The organism is Streptomyces sp. NPDC030165 (assembly GCF_055573595.1).
Genome location: NZ_JBVIBD010000021.1, coordinates 68,881 through 82,415, shown reverse-complemented (window position 1 = coordinate 82,415; position 13,535 = coordinate 68,881). Strand labels below are relative to the sequence as shown.

General features: G+C 73.2%; 12 protein-coding genes. 8 read left to right on the top strand and 4 right to left on the bottom strand.

Features of this window, described 5'->3' with window-relative positions; translation table 11 throughout:
- The first annotated feature begins 30 nt into the window (after positions 1 to 30).
- The 4 genes from ACZ4Z1_RS32180 to ACZ4Z1_RS32165 are packed head-to-tail and all read left to right on the top strand — an operon-like array spanning position 31 to position 3,736.
- Positions 31 to 1,134 carry an ABC transporter substrate-binding protein gene (locus ACZ4Z1_RS32180; RefSeq protein ID WP_468490188.1) on the top strand — a complete coding sequence of 368 codons (1,104 nt, stop codon included), beginning with the start codon at positions 31 to 33 and terminating at the stop codon, positions 1,132 to 1,134.
- Between the two features lie 33 nt (positions 1,135 to 1,167).
- A complete protein-coding gene (locus ACZ4Z1_RS32175; protein WP_468490187.1) occupies positions 1,168 to 2,010 on the top strand; it encodes an ABC transporter ATP-binding protein in 843 nt (280 codons plus the stop codon).
- Complete coding sequence (locus ACZ4Z1_RS32170; protein ID WP_468490186.1) at positions 1,997 to 2,974, top strand: ABC transporter permease; 978 nt, start codon at positions 1,997 to 1,999, stop codon at positions 2,972 to 2,974. The genes ACZ4Z1_RS32175 and ACZ4Z1_RS32170 overlap by 14 nt, the downstream gene beginning before the upstream one ends.
- A gap of 3 nt (positions 2,975 to 2,977) precedes the next feature.
- Entirely contained in the window at positions 2,978 to 3,736 is a 759-nt protein-coding gene (locus ACZ4Z1_RS32165; RefSeq protein WP_468490185.1) for a sirohydrochlorin chelatase, read from the top strand.
- 12 nt (positions 3,737 to 3,748) lie between these two features.
- Here the strand turns inward: ACZ4Z1_RS32165 and ACZ4Z1_RS32160 are convergent, their stop codons facing one another.
- The 3 genes from ACZ4Z1_RS32160 to ACZ4Z1_RS32150 form a co-directional block, all read right to left on the bottom strand.
- Positions 3,749 to 4,255, bottom strand: a complete 507-nt coding sequence (locus ACZ4Z1_RS32160) for a metallophosphoesterase family protein (protein ID WP_468490184.1) — start codon at positions 4,253 to 4,255, stop codon at positions 3,749 to 3,751.
- A gap of 19 nt (positions 4,256 to 4,274) precedes the next feature.
- Positions 4,275 to 6,308: a CocE/NonD family hydrolase gene (locus ACZ4Z1_RS32155; protein ID WP_468490183.1), complete on the bottom strand. Its 2,034-nt coding sequence runs from the start codon at positions 6,306 to 6,308 to the stop codon at positions 4,275 to 4,277.
- A gap of 69 nt (positions 6,309 to 6,377) precedes the next feature.
- Positions 6,378 to 7,646 carry an ATP-grasp domain-containing protein gene (locus ACZ4Z1_RS32150; protein ID WP_468490272.1) on the bottom strand — a complete coding sequence of 423 codons (1,269 nt, stop codon included), beginning with the start codon at positions 7,644 to 7,646 and terminating at the stop codon, positions 6,378 to 6,380.
- 312 nt (positions 7,647 to 7,958) lie between these two features.
- On the opposite strand from ACZ4Z1_RS32150, the gene ACZ4Z1_RS32145 reads away from it, so the two are divergent.
- Complete coding sequence (locus ACZ4Z1_RS32145) at positions 7,959 to 8,153, top strand: DUF2795 domain-containing protein (RefSeq protein WP_468490182.1); 195 nt, start codon at positions 7,959 to 7,961, stop codon at positions 8,151 to 8,153.
- Between the two features lie 148 nt (positions 8,154 to 8,301).
- Here the strand turns inward: ACZ4Z1_RS32145 and ACZ4Z1_RS32140 are convergent, their stop codons facing one another.
- The gene (locus ACZ4Z1_RS32140; protein ID WP_468490181.1) at positions 8,302 to 9,570 is read right to left on the bottom strand and encodes an MFS transporter; all 1,269 of its coding nucleotides are present in this window, start codon (positions 9,568 to 9,570) and stop codon (positions 8,302 to 8,304) included.
- A gap of 706 nt (positions 9,571 to 10,276) precedes the next feature.
- Here ACZ4Z1_RS32140 and ACZ4Z1_RS32135 point away from each other — a divergent pair.
- The 3 genes from ACZ4Z1_RS32135 to ACZ4Z1_RS32125 all read left to right on the top strand — a co-directional run bounded on the left by ACZ4Z1_RS32135 (position 10,277) and on the right by ACZ4Z1_RS32125 (position 13,464).
- On the top strand, positions 10,277 to 11,326 hold the full coding sequence (locus tag ACZ4Z1_RS32135; protein WP_468490180.1) for a glycosyltransferase family 9 protein: 1,050 nt from the start codon (positions 10,277 to 10,279) through the stop codon (positions 11,324 to 11,326).
- On the top strand, positions 11,323 to 12,264 hold the full coding sequence (locus ACZ4Z1_RS32130; protein WP_468490179.1) for a polysaccharide pyruvyl transferase family protein: 942 nt from the start codon (positions 11,323 to 11,325) through the stop codon (positions 12,262 to 12,264). The genes ACZ4Z1_RS32135 and ACZ4Z1_RS32130 overlap by 4 nt, the downstream gene beginning before the upstream one ends.
- 240 nt (positions 12,265 to 12,504) lie before the next feature.
- Positions 12,505 to 13,464 carry a UDP-glucuronic acid decarboxylase family protein gene (locus ACZ4Z1_RS32125; protein ID WP_468490178.1) on the top strand — a complete coding sequence of 320 codons (960 nt, stop codon included), beginning with the start codon at positions 12,505 to 12,507 and terminating at the stop codon, positions 13,462 to 13,464.
- Positions 13,465 to 13,535 lie beyond the last annotated feature (71 nt).

Sequence of the window (13,535 nt, the reverse complement as noted above, 5' to 3'; positions counted from 1 at the left end):
CCGCCCGGCCCTCCGAGAGGATCCCCTCCCGTGCCTGCCGTACGCCACCGCCTCCTGGCGGCCCTCGCCATCGTCCCTCTGCTGACCGGCGTACTGGGCGCCTGCGGGTACGGCTCCCGCGCCAAGCAGGACGACCAGGGCGCGGTCGCGGCGAAGGGCCCGAAGACCGACGGCCTCGACCAGGTGAAGGTCGGTTACTTCGCCAACACCACGCACGCCACCGCTCTGGTCGGGGACAAGAAGGGCTTCTTCCAGAAGGAGCTGGGCGGCACGAAGTTCGCGCCGTCGGTTTTCAACGCGGGCCCGGCCGAGATCGAGGCGCTGAACTCCGGCGCCATCGACATCGGCTGGATCGGCCCGTCCCCCGCCATCAACGGCTGGACCACCTCCCAGGGCAAGAGCCTGAAGATCATCTCCGGTTCGGCGTCCGGCGGCGTCTCGCTCGTGGTCAACCCGAAGAAGATCAAGAGCCTGGACGACCTCAGGGGCAAGACGATCGCCACCCCCCAGCTGGGCAACACCCAGGACGTGGCGCTGCTCAACTACCTGGCCGAGAAGGGCTACCAGGTCGATGCCACGACGGGCAAGGGCGACGTGACCGTCCAGCGCACCGAGAACAAGGTCGCCCCGGTCGCCTTCCGGCAGGGCAGCATCGACGCCGCGTGGGTGCCCGAGCCGACCGCCTCCAAGCTGGTGGCCGAGGGCGGCAAGGTGCTGCTGGACGAGAAGAAGCTGTGGAAGGACGGCAAGTTCGTCATCACGAACGTGATCGTCTCGCAGAAGTTCCTCAAGGAGCACCCGAAGGCCGTCGAGGCCGTGCTGCGCGGCTCGGTCAAGACCAACACCTACATCAGGACCCACCCGGCCGAGGCCAAGCAGGCGCTCAACGACAAGCTGGCCGCCACGGCCGGCAAGGCGCTGCCGCCCGACGTCATCGATCCGGCGTTCCGCAACACCGACGTCACCGACGACCCGCTGGCCGCCACCCTCCGGCTGGAGGCGGACCACGCCGTCCGGGCCGGCCTGCTGAAGAAGCCCTCCCTCAAGGGCATCTACGACCTCACGCTGCTCAACAAGGTGCTCAAGGCCGAGGGCAAGCCGGCGGTCGACGACGCCGGACTCGGCAGCGAATAGTCCCGCCGCACGCATCTCCAGGAGGTGACACCGATGACGACCACCACGCTCAGCAAGCCCGGCAGCCGGCCGTCCGCCCCGGCGGACACGGGCGGCGCGACCGCCTCGTACGCCGCTCGCATCGACCACGTCTCGAAGTCCTTCGGCCGCCCCGGCGCGCAGCAGCACGTACTGGACGACATCAGCATCGATGTCGCGCCGGGCGAGTTCGTCTGCCTGCTGGGGGCGTCGGGCTGCGGCAAGTCGACGCTGCTCAACCTCGTCGCCGGGCTCGACGAACCCTCCGCGGGCAGCATCGAGACACCCGGCGGCCGGCCCGCCCTGATGTTCCAGGAGCACGCGCTGTTCCCGTGGCTCACCGCGGGCCGCAACATCGAACTGGCGCTGCGGCTGCGCGGGGTGCCGCGCGCGGAACGCCGGGGCGAGGCCGAGCGGCTGCTGGAACTCGTACGGCTCAAAGGCGCGTACGGCAAGCGGGTGCACGAGCTGTCGGGCGGCATGCGACAGCGGGTCGCGATGGCCCGCGCACTCGCCCAGGACAGTCAACTCCTTCTCATGGACGAGCCGTTCGCGGCACTCGACGCCATCACACGCGATGTGCTGCACGACGAGCTGACCCGCATCTGGCGGGACGCCGACGACGGCGCCTCCGGCAGCGGCGGCCTGTCCGTCCTGTTCGTCACCCACAACGTCCGGGAGGCGGTGCGGCTCGCCCAGCGGGTGGTGCTGCTGTCCTCCCGGCCCGGCCGGATCGCCCGCGAGTGGACCGTGGACATCCCGCATCCTCGGCGCATCGAGGACGCGGCGGTCGCCGACCTTTCCGTAGAGATCACCGAACAGCTCCGTGGGGAGATCCGCCGCCATGGCCAGCACTGAGACCGGGACGGCCGCCGAGGCCGCCGGCACCACCGACGGACCCGCGGCCGACGCGGCACCGGCTTCCGCCGCCGAGGACGCCCCCGCCGGCACGAAGCCGGACGGCGCAGCCGACCTCGCCGGGCTGGAGGCCGGCCTGGACGCCCTGGACACCACCGTCACCGACCGCCAGCCCTGGCTGCGGACGCTGGCGTCCAAGGCCGTGCCGCCGGTCGTCGCCGTCGTCCTCGTCCTCGGCCTGTGGCAGCTCGCCTACCACTTCGAGCTGAAGGACCACTACCTGCTGCCCAGCCCGGTCGACGTGGCCCGCTCGCTCCAGGACAAGTGGCTCGAAGGCACCCTGCTCGACTACGTCTGGACGAGCGTGTCGCGCGGCGCGCTCGGCTTCCTGGCCTCGGTCGCGATCGGTACGCCGCTCGGCCTGCTCGTCGCCCGGGTCAAACCGGTACGGGCCGCCATCGGGCCCATCCTCAGCGGCCTCCAGTCACTCCCCTCGGTGGCCTGGGTGCCCGCCGCCATCATCTGGTTCGGGCTGAGCGACGCCACGATCTACGCGGTGGTGCTGCTCGGCGCGGTCCCCTCGATCGCCAACGGCCTGGTCGCCGGCGTCGACCAGATCTCGCCGCTCTACCTCCGGGCGGGCCGCACGATCGGCGCGCGCGGACTGACCGGCGTACGGCACGTCCTGCTGCCCGCCGCGCTGCCCGGCTACCTCGCGGGACTCAAGCAGGGCTGGGCGTTCTCCTGGCGCTCCCTGATGGCCGCCGAACTCATCGTCAACGCGGCCGACCTGGGCACCGGCCTCGGCCAGCTCCTCGAACAGGGCCGCGAACTCCAGGACATGTCCTGGGTGCTCTCCGCCATCCTCCTCATCCTGATCGTCGGCATCGGCATCGAGCTGCTGATCTTCGCGCCGATCGAGCGGCGGGTGCTGCGCAGCCGCGGCCTGCTGGTGAAGAGCTGAACCGTGGATGCCCGACCCGCCCTCCTCGTCATCGCCCACGGCAGCCGCGACGCACGGCACGCGGCGGCCGTCACCGCGCTCTGCGCGCGCGTACGGGCACTGCGGCCCGGCCTGCGCGTCGAGGTCGCCTTCCTCGACTTCACCGCACCGAGTGTGCCCCGGGCGCTGGAGCGGCTGGCGGCGGACGGCGTGCGGGACGTGGTGGCCCTGCCGCTGCTGCTCACCCGCGCGTTCCACGCCAAGACGGACATCCCGGCGGTACTGCGGGAGGCCGCCGCCCGGCTGCCCCGCCTCACGGTGCGCCAGGCCGATGTCCTCGGCCCCGCTCCCCTGCTGACCGCCGCCCTGGAACGGCGGCTGTCCGAGGCCGGGCTACGGCCCGGCGACCGGCGCTCGACCGGGGTCGTCCTGGCCTCGGCGGGCTCCTCCGACCCGGAGGCGATCGCAGTGATCGCTGAAATCGCGCGGGAGTGGCGGCGTACCACCGGTTGGTACGCCGTGCGGCCTGCGTTCGCCTCCGCCTCCCTCCCCCGCACGGCCGACGCCGTACGGGCCCTGCGGGCCGAGGGCGCCGAACGGGTGGCCGTGGCCCCGTACGTCATCGCCCCCGGCCGCCTCCCGGACCGCATCGCACACGGCGCCGAGGAGGCCGGTGCCGATGTCCTCGCCGACGTCCTGGGACCGGCGCCGGAGGTGGCCCGGCTGCTGGCCGAGCGGTACGAGGAGGCACGGTGGCGGGGTGTGCCGGCGATGGTGGCGTAACCGGGCGCCCCATCAGCCGCGCGGCGGCAGCCGGTGCAGTTCCACGTCCGTGAGCCGGCCCGAAGTGACGCCCGCCGTCAAGTACGTGCAGTACGGCTGCCGTCGGCGGTCGGTCGGTGAGCCGGGGTTGAGCAGGCGCAGGCGGCCGTCGTCCGTCGTGGTGTCCCAGGGGATGTGGCTGTGGCCGAAGACGAGCACGTCGAGGTCGGGGTACTGGGCGGCGCAGCGGCGTTCGCGGCCCTGTTTGGGGCCGGTCTCGTGGACCACGCCCCAGCGAAGGCCGCCGAGTTCGGCGTACGCCACCTCCGGCAGGCGGGCGCGCAGGTCCGGGCCGTCGTTGTTGCCGTACACGCCGAGCAGTCTGCGGGAGCGTTCCTCCAGCAGGTCGAGGGTGGCGGTGTCCACCCAGTCCCCGGCGTGCACGACGACATCGGCGCGCGCCACCTGCTCCAGCAGCTCCGGCGGCAGGGTCTTGGCGCGTTTGGGCAGGTGGGTGTCGGACATCAGCAGCAGGCGCACGGGCCGACCGTAACCCCTCTCACAGGCAGTCGCGCGGCAGCGTCTCGTTCCAGGTGCGGGAGAAGACGCGGCGGTCGTTCTCGTAGCCGTCCAGGGTGGCGTCGATGTGGAACTCCTTATCGGAGCACCGCAGTTTCTGGTGGGTGACCACCCGTACGTCCCAGTCGCCGCGCCGGAAGCGCATGGTCCACAGGGTCTCGCCGGTGGCGGAGGTGAAGTCGTCGGCGACGGTGGCGTACCGCTCGTAGGCGCGCCGGCCGACCTCCATGCCGGTGTCCTCCAGCCGCGTCAGCCCGCGGTCCTTGACGATCTCCAGCTCGGAGTTGTAGCCGACCAGGTCACGCTTGACCTCCCAGCGCTCCTCCGGCGGGGTCAGCTGGGCGGTGGTGAGCGGCCGGGTGCCCTCCGGCTCGCCGAACGGGCGCGGGGGCAGCCGGTCCGGTTCGGTCGTCGGCCGTACCGGCAGGGTCAGGGTGCTGCTGCCCTCGTGGACGCTGAGCATGCCGGGCCGGGGCGGCGGCCAGGCCAGCGGCCAGTACGAGGTGGACAGCGACAGCCGGATGCGGTGGCCGGGCGGGAACGCCTGGGCGACGCCGTTGAGCTGGATGGTGGCCCGGTAGCGCCGGCCGGGCTCCAGGGGCTCCGGCTCGCCGACCGTCTCGTGGTGGGCGAGGTTGAGCACCCCGTAGGTGACGCGGGTGGCCCGGCCGTCGGGGGCCACGTCGGAGAGGCGGGCGGCGACCATGGCGACCGGTTCGTCGACCGACAGGTCGAGTTCGACGGTGGGCGAGCCGAGGATCTCCACACGTTCGGTGAGCCGGTCGCTGTCGAAGACCATCGAGCCGCCGTCCTCCTCTCGCTGGTCGTACGGCAGGTCCGGCGGCGCGTTGTACGAGGCCCACTTGCCGGCGAACTGGCCGACGGACAGCGGCGACTGCACGGTCAGCACGCCGCAGCCGCGGTCACCGCACTCCTCGCCGTCGGCGCCGATGCGGTGCCGGAAGAGCGGGCGGGCGGCGGTGCGGATGTGCGGGGAGGGCCACTCCGGCTCACCGACCCAGCGGCCCGGCCGGGTCTCGTAGGACGTGGACGGCGGCACGCTGTCCTGCATCCAGGCGCTGAGCATCGGCCCGTCCATGACGCCGTTGTCGACGCCCTTGAGCCAGTGGTCCCACCAGCGCACGACTTCCTGGAGGTAGCCGATCGCGGGCCCGGGTTCGCCCAGATGGGGGAACTTGTGCGACCAGGGGCCGATCAGGCCCTTGCGCGGTACGCCGAGATTGCCCAGCAGCCGCGTCACGGCGTTGGAGTACCCGTCGGCCCAGCCGCTGGAGGCGAGCACCGGGCAGCGTACGGAGCTGTAGTCCTCGCAGACCGAGGCGTGCCGCCAGTAATCGTCGCGGCGCTGGTGGCGCAGCCAGTTCAGGGCCCACGGCGCGGTGTGTTCCAGGCGTTCGCGCCACATCTCGCGCCAGCGGCCGCCGACCACGGCCGGATCGGGCGGGCAGGTGGCGTAGGCGAACATGGTGCCCGCCTCGGCGAGGTTGTCGGAGAGCAGCTGGCCGCCCATGTAGTGCATGTCGTCGGCGTACCGGTCGTCGGTGAAGGACGCGATGACGATGGCGCGCAGGCTCTCGGGCTGCCGGGCGGCCACCTGGAGGGCGGCGAAGGCGCCCCAGGACAGGCCCATCATGCCGGTGTTGCCGTCGCACCAGGGCTGGTCGGCCAGCCAGGCGAGGACGTCCTCGGCGTCGGTCTGCTCCCGTTCCAGGTACTCGTCCTTCAGGACCCCCTCCGACTCGCCGGTGCCGCGCAGGTCGACGCGGACGCAGGCGTAGCCGTGGCCGGCGATGTAGGGGTGGTGGATCGAGTCGCGGACGGCGGTCAGGTCCCCTTTGCGGTACGGGATGTACTCCAGCACCGCCGGCACCGGTTCCTCGTCGGACGCCGTGGGGCGCCAGATGCGCGCCGACAGGCGGGTGCCGTCGGAGACGGGGATGGTGACATGGTCCTCCTCCGTCGTCGCGCAGGGCAGATTGCTCACGAAGCGCATGGGGCGACCTTCTCCTTGCTGTCGTGCGGTCGGCGCGGCCGGGCGGGCCGGCCGGCTGGCCGGGCCGGTTCAGCTGTCCCGGCCGGCGGGTGCGGCCTTCTCACAGGCCAGGTGCAGGGCCGCCACGCAGTGGTCGTACTTCTCGCGCAGCTCCTCCTCACTGTCGCCCCCGGTGAAGACATGGGCCAGTTCGAAGCTGTAGCTGTCCTGCTGCTCCATGTCCGACAGGTGCTGGCCCGGCTCGGGAATCACGTGGATCCGCGTGCCCGGGATCTCGCGCTCGATGCGCCCGATCTCCTCGTGGGAGGGGACCGCGCAGGCGACGCCGTCGGCGAACCAGCGGTAGTACCACTTGGCGGCCGTCTTGTAGCGGCCCTTGCGGTGCGGCATGGCCGGGTCCTCGCCGAGGGCGAGGCGCAGCATGGCGTGGTGGTTGGGGGCGCCGTCGACGTACTGGAAGAGTTCGGCGTGCGACTGGGAGTGCCGGGGGTTGACCTCCAGCACGTTGATCACGTCGGTGTGCGGATCGTAGAAGTACTCGATGCTGAACGTCGCCTCGCGCATCCCGATCTGCCGCATGACGCGGGCGGAGGTCTCGCGCAGCCGGCGCAGGAGGGGCTCGGGGAGCGTCGAGGGGTACTGGTGGCGCAGGAAGGACGAGCTGCCGGGGTAGTCGATGGAGTCCAGGATTCCGTAGACCGTGACCTCGCCGTCGTGTACGTACCCTTCGACCGCGACCTGGATGCCGGACAGCGCCTCCTCCGCCAGGCAGACCTGTCCGCCGACGTCCGCCATCTCCGGGGGGAGGTCGAGCCGGTCGAGGATGTACTCGAAAGGCCGGCCGACGCGGCCGATGCCCTCGCGGATCTTGTCGACGGCCGCGCGGAACTCCGTCTCGTCCTTGACGCCGAAGGCCAGCTCCGAGGAGTACGCGAGGGCGGGCTTGAGCCACATGGGGAAGCCGACGCCCTCGGGCGGGCGCGGGGTGTCCGTATGCAGGTCGACGCGGCCGAAGCGGGGGTGGCTGTCGACGGCCTTCTCCTGCTCCAGGCGGCTCCAGTACTTGTGCTCGCACTTGACGACCGACTCCAGGCTGGTGCTGCGGGTGCCGTAGCGCTCGCCGAGGATCGGTACGAGGGTGCTCACCGGGAAGTCCCAGTACCCGACGATGGCGTCGATGCTGCCGTCGAAGGAGTCCAGCACCTGCTGCGCCTTGTCCAGGAGGTCGGGTACGGACACCTCGCCCACCTGGAGTTCCTTGATGGTGAGCAGCGGATGGAAGCGGTACCGGTCCGCGTCGGGCACGTCGTGCAGGGCGGGCAGGTTGGCCTCTTCCATGCCGAGGACAAAGATGTTCTTCTGGCTCACCGGGGGATCCTCCTCGCCGCTCGCTGTCCGGCGAGGCACGCGAGTACCCGCCGGAGTCCCGGCAAACCTCGGGGAGCCGCCAGGGCGGCGGCAAAGGGGCTGGTGGAGGGGCTGGTGGAGGGGGCGGGGCGGTACGGAGGCGGGGTTCTGGGGCGTACGGGTCCCGCACGGAATCCCGCACAGGACACCTGTCCGATTAGTCCGTTAATGCCCGGGTACCGGAGGGGCGGCCGCCCGGCAGCCCGCCGGACGCCCCCCACCCCCCTGTAACCGGAGGACCCCATGAGCGACACCAACCCCATCGAGCTGCAGAAGGCACTCAAGGGCGCGAACTACCCGGCGAGCAAGGATGACCTGGTCTCCTGCGCCGAGGGCAACCACGCGGACCGCCGGATGATGGACAAGATCTCCCACATCCCGGGCAAGAGCTACGAGAACCCCGCCGAGGTGGAGAAGGCCGTATTCAAGAACCGGTGAGGCGGGAACCGGAGAGGCGAGGACCGGTGCGCGGCACCCCGCACGGCCGGTGAAAGCCGCCGGGGGCCGGCGGGACGCGTGGTCCCGCCGGCCCCCGGAGCGGCCCTCGGGCCACCGAGCGGCAGTCTGCTCGGCCCGCCGGGTCCGCTCAGGCCACCGACCGGTACTCCGCCGCCACGGCGGGGACCGGCGCCGGCGCCGGCCAGGCGATCCGCTCACGGGAGCGCAGCAGGGCGCCCGCGCCGATCGCCACCGCGATGATCAGACCGCCGGCCACCAGGGCGCCCCGGGCCCCGGCCACCTCCATCAGCAGGCCGAGCAGCGGCGGTGCCACCAGGCCCCACACCGTGCTCGCGCTGCGCCACACGCCCAGCACCCGGCCCCGCATGTTCGCGGGCGGGTCCGTCTGGAGCACCGTCGTACCGGCCGTGTCGGAGACCGACTCGACCACCGACATGGGCAGCACCAGGACGAGCAGGACGATCAGCGACGGGGACAGCCCGGCGAAGACCTGGAGCAGCGCACCGGCGGCGGCGAGCGCACCGACCAGCTTGACCGACGGGTTGCGCAACCGGGCGGCGAGGATCGCGCCGACGATGCCGCCCGCCGCCAGTACGGACGAGACGGTGCCGAACGCCCCGGCACCCGCGGCCAGCGGGCCGGTGACCAGGACCGCCAGCGTCAGCTGGTAGTTGCGGCCGAAGATCGCGCTCAGCCCGGTGATCGCGGCCAGCGCGACCAGGCGCGGCCGGCGCATGAAGAACGCCAGCCCGTCCCGGGCCCGGTCGCCGATCTCCTCCTCCGGTGCACCCACGGCCTCCACCGCCTTCTCGGTGGCCGGCGAGGACTTGGCCGGTGCTCGCAATGCCTCGCCGACCGGCCGCAGGAAGGGAATGACGGCCGCGACGAACAGGAAGGACACGCCGTTGGCCGCATACGCGGCCCCGGTGCCCAGGAATCCGACGGCGACACCGGCCAGCGCCGTACCGCCGAGGCGTCCCACGCTGTGCACCAGCGAACCGACCGCGATGGCGGAGGGCACGTCCTCCCGGCGCACGAGATCGTTGCCGAGCAGGGCGGTGGCGGGGCCGTCCACCGTGGCGACCAGGCCGGTGACGGCGGCCAGCGCCATCAGCAGCCCGTAGTTGAGCTGGCCGGTCGCGACCAGCGCCGCGGTGGTGAAGGCGACCAGGCCGAGGACGGCCTGGCTCAGTCCGGCGGTGAGCTTGCGCGGCCAGCGGTCCACGGCGGCTCCGCCGAACAGCCCCATGACCAGGCCCGGCCCGGCCTGCACGGACAGTGACAGGCCGGTGGCCGCCGCGGATCCGGTGAGCTGTAGCACCAGCAGGTTCTGCACGGTGAGCTGCATCCAGGTGCCCGCGTTGGACACCAGGTTGGCCACCGACCACCAGCGCATGCTGCGGTACCGCAGGGAACGCCACGGCGCGTGGTCGCCGCCGTCCCCCGTGGCCTTACGGCCCAGGAGGTAGCGGAAGCCACCGGCACGCCGGCGCGTATTTTTTTCGGTTTCGACTGTTTCGGGGGTTTCCGGTGCGGGAATCGTTTCGTGAGACTCCGCCTGCGCCGGGACACGGGCAGCGGAACGGACGGAAGAAGACACAGCGGCAGAGACTTCGTGAAGAGCCCAGCAGGCTCGGAGCGCGGCTCGGCGGGCACGGGGCACGTCTGTGTGCGGGGCGTGGGCGCCGATTCGGTCGGAATGCCGGCCTCTCCCGGTCCGTGGCGACGGACCCTTTCAGGCGCAGCAATCCCATATCTTCACAGACGGCTCCCGGGCAGGGGAACACCTGTCCGGGGGCCGGTCGTGCTGCGCGCCCGTGTGACTTCCGTGGATCCCTTGTGGCCCAAGGGATCCGGGCGGTGGGTGGGGTTGCTCACAGACCGTGATCACCGAGGGCGGGGCAGTGGCGCGGCACGTCGTACGCCTGCGCCTGACCGCGCCCGGTCCCGGGCGGCCGTCACCGGTCGCGGCCCGCCCCCGGCGCCCGCACATTGGAGGACAGCGGCGCGTACCGCGCAGGCGGGCCCGCGTCGCCCCGTACTGCCCCGAGCCGGGGGCCCGGCGTCCATGGGGCTCGCAGGATTGTCGAGGAGGCAACCGTATGACCCCGGCCCGTTCCTGCCCGCGCGATGCGCTGCGCTCCGCCGAACGGCCTCGCATTCTGGTTCTCAGGGCGCTCGGCCTCGGGGACCTGCTGGCGGCGGTGCCCGCCCTGCGCGCCCTGAGGACGGCCCATCCGCAGCACGAACTGGTGCTGGCGGCGCCCCGCCGGCTCGCCGAGGCCGCCGCGGCGACGGGGGTGATCGACCGGTTGCTGCCCGCGTCGGCGCCCGCCCGTGACGTGCCGCGGGCGCTCGACTGGAGCGGGCCGCCGCCTGCCCTCGCCGTGGACCTGCACGGCAACGGGCCCGCGAGCCACCTGCCGCTGCTGGCGCTGCGCCCGGCGCGGCTCTTCGCGTACGCGCATCCGGCCACGCCGCGGGTCGCGGGGCCGGTCTGGCGCGCGGACGAGCACGAGCGCAGCCGCTGGTGCCGCCTGCTGACCTGGTACGGCATCCCGGCGGACCCGGACGACCTGCGGATCGGGGCGCCCTCGGAGCCCTCCCCCGCGCCCGGCGCGGTCGTGGTGCACCCGGGGGCGGACGCCGGGGCGCGTCGCTGGCCGCCGGAACGGTTCGCCGCCGTGGCGCACGCGCTGCACCGCGCGGGGCGCCGGGTCGTCGTCACCGCGGGCGCCGGTGAGGGGCCGCTCGCCCGGCAGGTCGCCGCGCAGGCCGGGCTGCCGCCGTCGGCCGTCCTGGGCGGCGAGACGGACGTGCCGTTCGGGGAGCTGTCGGCGCTGGTCGCCCAGGCCCGCGCGGTGATCGTGGGCGACACCGGGCTCGCGCACCTCGCCAGCGCCCTCGGCACGCCGTCCGTCGTGCTCTTCGGCCCGGTGGCGCCCCGGCTGTGGGGCCCGCCCCGGGTGCCCCGGCACCAGGTGCTGTGGCACCCGGACCACCTGGACCGGGCCCGTCCCGGGGACGCGCACGGCGAGCAGCCGGACGGGCGGCTGCTGCGCATCACCGCGGCGGAGGTGCTGAGGGCCGTGGCGCGGCTTCCCGAGCCGGTCCGGGGGCCGGACCGGCCGGTCGCGGCGCCGGTTTCGTGAGGGCGTCCGGCGGCCGCCCGCCGCGGGTCCTTCTCACCGGCTGGTTCAGCTTCCTGCACGGCGAGGTGACGGCCGGTGACGCGCTCGCGGCCGAGGCGGTGCAGGAGGCGCTGCGCGGTGCGGGGATGGCGTACGACACGGCCTGGTCGCCGGTGTTCCGGCCGGGTGCGCTGCATCTGGACGACGCCGACCCCGCCCGGTACACCGACCTCGTCTTCGCCTGCGGCCCGGTGCACTCCCGTCCTCCGCCGGACGGCGGGCCGAGTCCGCTGCTCGCGCTGCACGACCGGTTCGCGGGCTGCCGCCGCGTCGCCGTCGGCGTGTCGGTACCCGACCCGGACGATCCGGCGGTGACCCGCTTCGACGATGTGCTGCCCCGGGACGTCGCCGGGCAGCCGGCCGGGGTGCGGGACCTGAGCCTGCGGGCCCCGGCGCCGTCCGGCCTTCCGCTCGTCGGCGTCGTGCTGACCGGCGGGCAGCACGAGTACGGTGCCCGGCGCCGGCACTCCGAGGCCGGCGACGCCCTGACCGGCTGGCTGGGCAGTGTGGACGCGGCGCGCCTGCCGTTGGACACCCGCCTGGACTCGCGCGACTGGCGGCTGCCCGCGACGCCGGACGAACTGCACGCCGTACTGGCCCGGCTGGACGTGGTGGTGACCACCCGGCTGCACGGCATGGTGCTGGCGCTGCGGGCGGGCGTCCCGGCGCTCGCCGTGGACCCCGTCGAGGGCGGCGCGAAGGTCGGTGCCCAGGCGGCGGCGCTGGGCTGGCCCGCCGTACTGCGCTGCGAGCAGGCGGAAGCGGCGGAACTGGCCCGGCTGTTCGCCTGGTGCCTGTCGGCGGAGGGGCGGGAGCGGGCCGCGCGGCACACGGTGCGGCCGGCCGGTGGCGGGCTGCTCGACGGGCTGCTGCGGCGCCTGGCCCAGCCGTACGGGTGACTGTGGAGTGGCGGTTGTCGGCGGGCGTGCCGGGGATGCGGTCCGTGCCGTACGCGATGTCCTGGGGCGCCGGGGGGGGCGACGGCCCGTGGGCGGCCTGTCGGGAGACAGGAATCCGGCATGGAGCGACTTTTCAGCGTAAAGCATGTCATGGCGGGGCGCAGTGTCGCCTAGCGTGACGTTTCCACCGAACCAGGCGAGGCACCCAATTCTGGGCAACCCCCTAGTCGAGGGAGTCCCATGAACGCCCTTTCCCGGAACTGGAAACACGCCGTGGTGACCGGCGGCGCGGGTTTCGTCGGTTCCCATCTGTGCACTGCGCTGCTGGCCCAGGGCACCTCCGTCACCTGCGTCGACGACCTGAGCACCGGGAGGCGGGAGAACGTCGCCCAGCTGCGGGGGATGCCCGGCTTCAGGTTCGTGGAAGCCGATGTCACCGAGCCGTTCGAGGTGGGACGCGAGGTGGACCTCGTCCTGCACTTCGCCTCGCCCGCCTCCCCCGCCGACTATCTGCGGCTGCCCCTGCACACGCTGGACACGGGCAGCCTCGGGACGCGCAACGCGCTCGCCGTGGCGCGGTCGCGCGGGGCGCGTTTCCTCCTCGCGTCGACCTCCGAGGTGTACGGCGATCCGCAGCAGCACCCGCAGAGCGAGACGTACTGGGGCAACGTCAACCCCGTCGGCCCGAGGAGCGTGTACGACGAGGCGAAACGTTTCGGCGAGGCGATGACCACCGCCGAGGCGGGCACCCACGGCACCGACACCGGCATCGTCCGGCTCTTCAACACCTACGGACCGCGGATGCGCGGCCACGACGGCCGCGCGGTCCCGACATTCATCCGGCAGGCGCTGGCCGGCGAGCCGCTCACCGTCACCGGGGACGGGCTGCAGACCCGGTCCCTGTGCCACGTGGACGACACCGTCCGCGGCATCCTCGCGGCAGCCGCCTCCGACCTGCGGGGACCGGTGAACCTGGGCAACCCGATCGAGATCACCATGCTCGAACTCGCCCACCTGATCATCGAACTGACCGGCTCCCGCTCCCAGATCCGCTTCATCGACCGGCCCACGGACGACCCCGCGGTCCGCTGCCCCGACATCACCATGGCCCGCGGCAAGCTCCAGTGGGAGCCCGAAGTGGCGCCGCGGGACGGCCTGGCGCGCACCGTCGCGTGGTTCCGCGCTCGGCAAGAGGCCTGACACCGCCTCCGGTCCCGGCAGCCGCCGGGGCCGGAGCACCGGGCGCCCGGCCGCCCCGACCGGGCGGCGGG

What these genes read in the sequence shown, in the direction of transcription:
- ACZ4Z1_RS32175 (WP_468490187.1), top strand. Translation starts at nt 1,168, where the DNA reads ATGACGACCACCACGCTCAGCAAGCCCGGCAGCCGGCCGTCCGCCCCG.
- ACZ4Z1_RS32170 (WP_468490186.1), top strand. Translation starts at nt 1,997, where the DNA reads ATGGCCAGCACTGAGACCGGGACGGCCGCCGAGGCCGCCGGCACCACC.
- ACZ4Z1_RS32155 (WP_468490183.1), bottom strand. Translation starts at nt 6,308, where the DNA reads ATGCGCTTCGTGAGCAATCTGCCCTGCGCGACGACGGAGGAGGACCAT.
- ACZ4Z1_RS32150 (WP_468490272.1), bottom strand. Translation starts at nt 7,646, where the DNA reads ATGGAAGAGGCCAACCTGCCCGCCCTGCACGACGTGCCCGACGCGGAC.
- ACZ4Z1_RS32145 (WP_468490182.1), top strand. Translation starts at nt 7,959, where the DNA reads ATGAGCGACACCAACCCCATCGAGCTGCAGAAGGCACTCAAGGGCGCG.
- ACZ4Z1_RS32140 (WP_468490181.1), bottom strand. Translation starts at nt 9,570, where the DNA reads ATGCGCTGGTGGTCGGTGGCCAACCTGGTGTCCAACGCGGGCACCTGG.
- ACZ4Z1_RS32135 (WP_468490180.1), top strand. Translation starts at nt 10,277, where the DNA reads ATGACCCCGGCCCGTTCCTGCCCGCGCGATGCGCTGCGCTCCGCCGAA.
- ACZ4Z1_RS32125 (WP_468490178.1), top strand. Translation starts at nt 12,505, where the DNA reads ATGAACGCCCTTTCCCGGAACTGGAAACACGCCGTGGTGACCGGCGGC.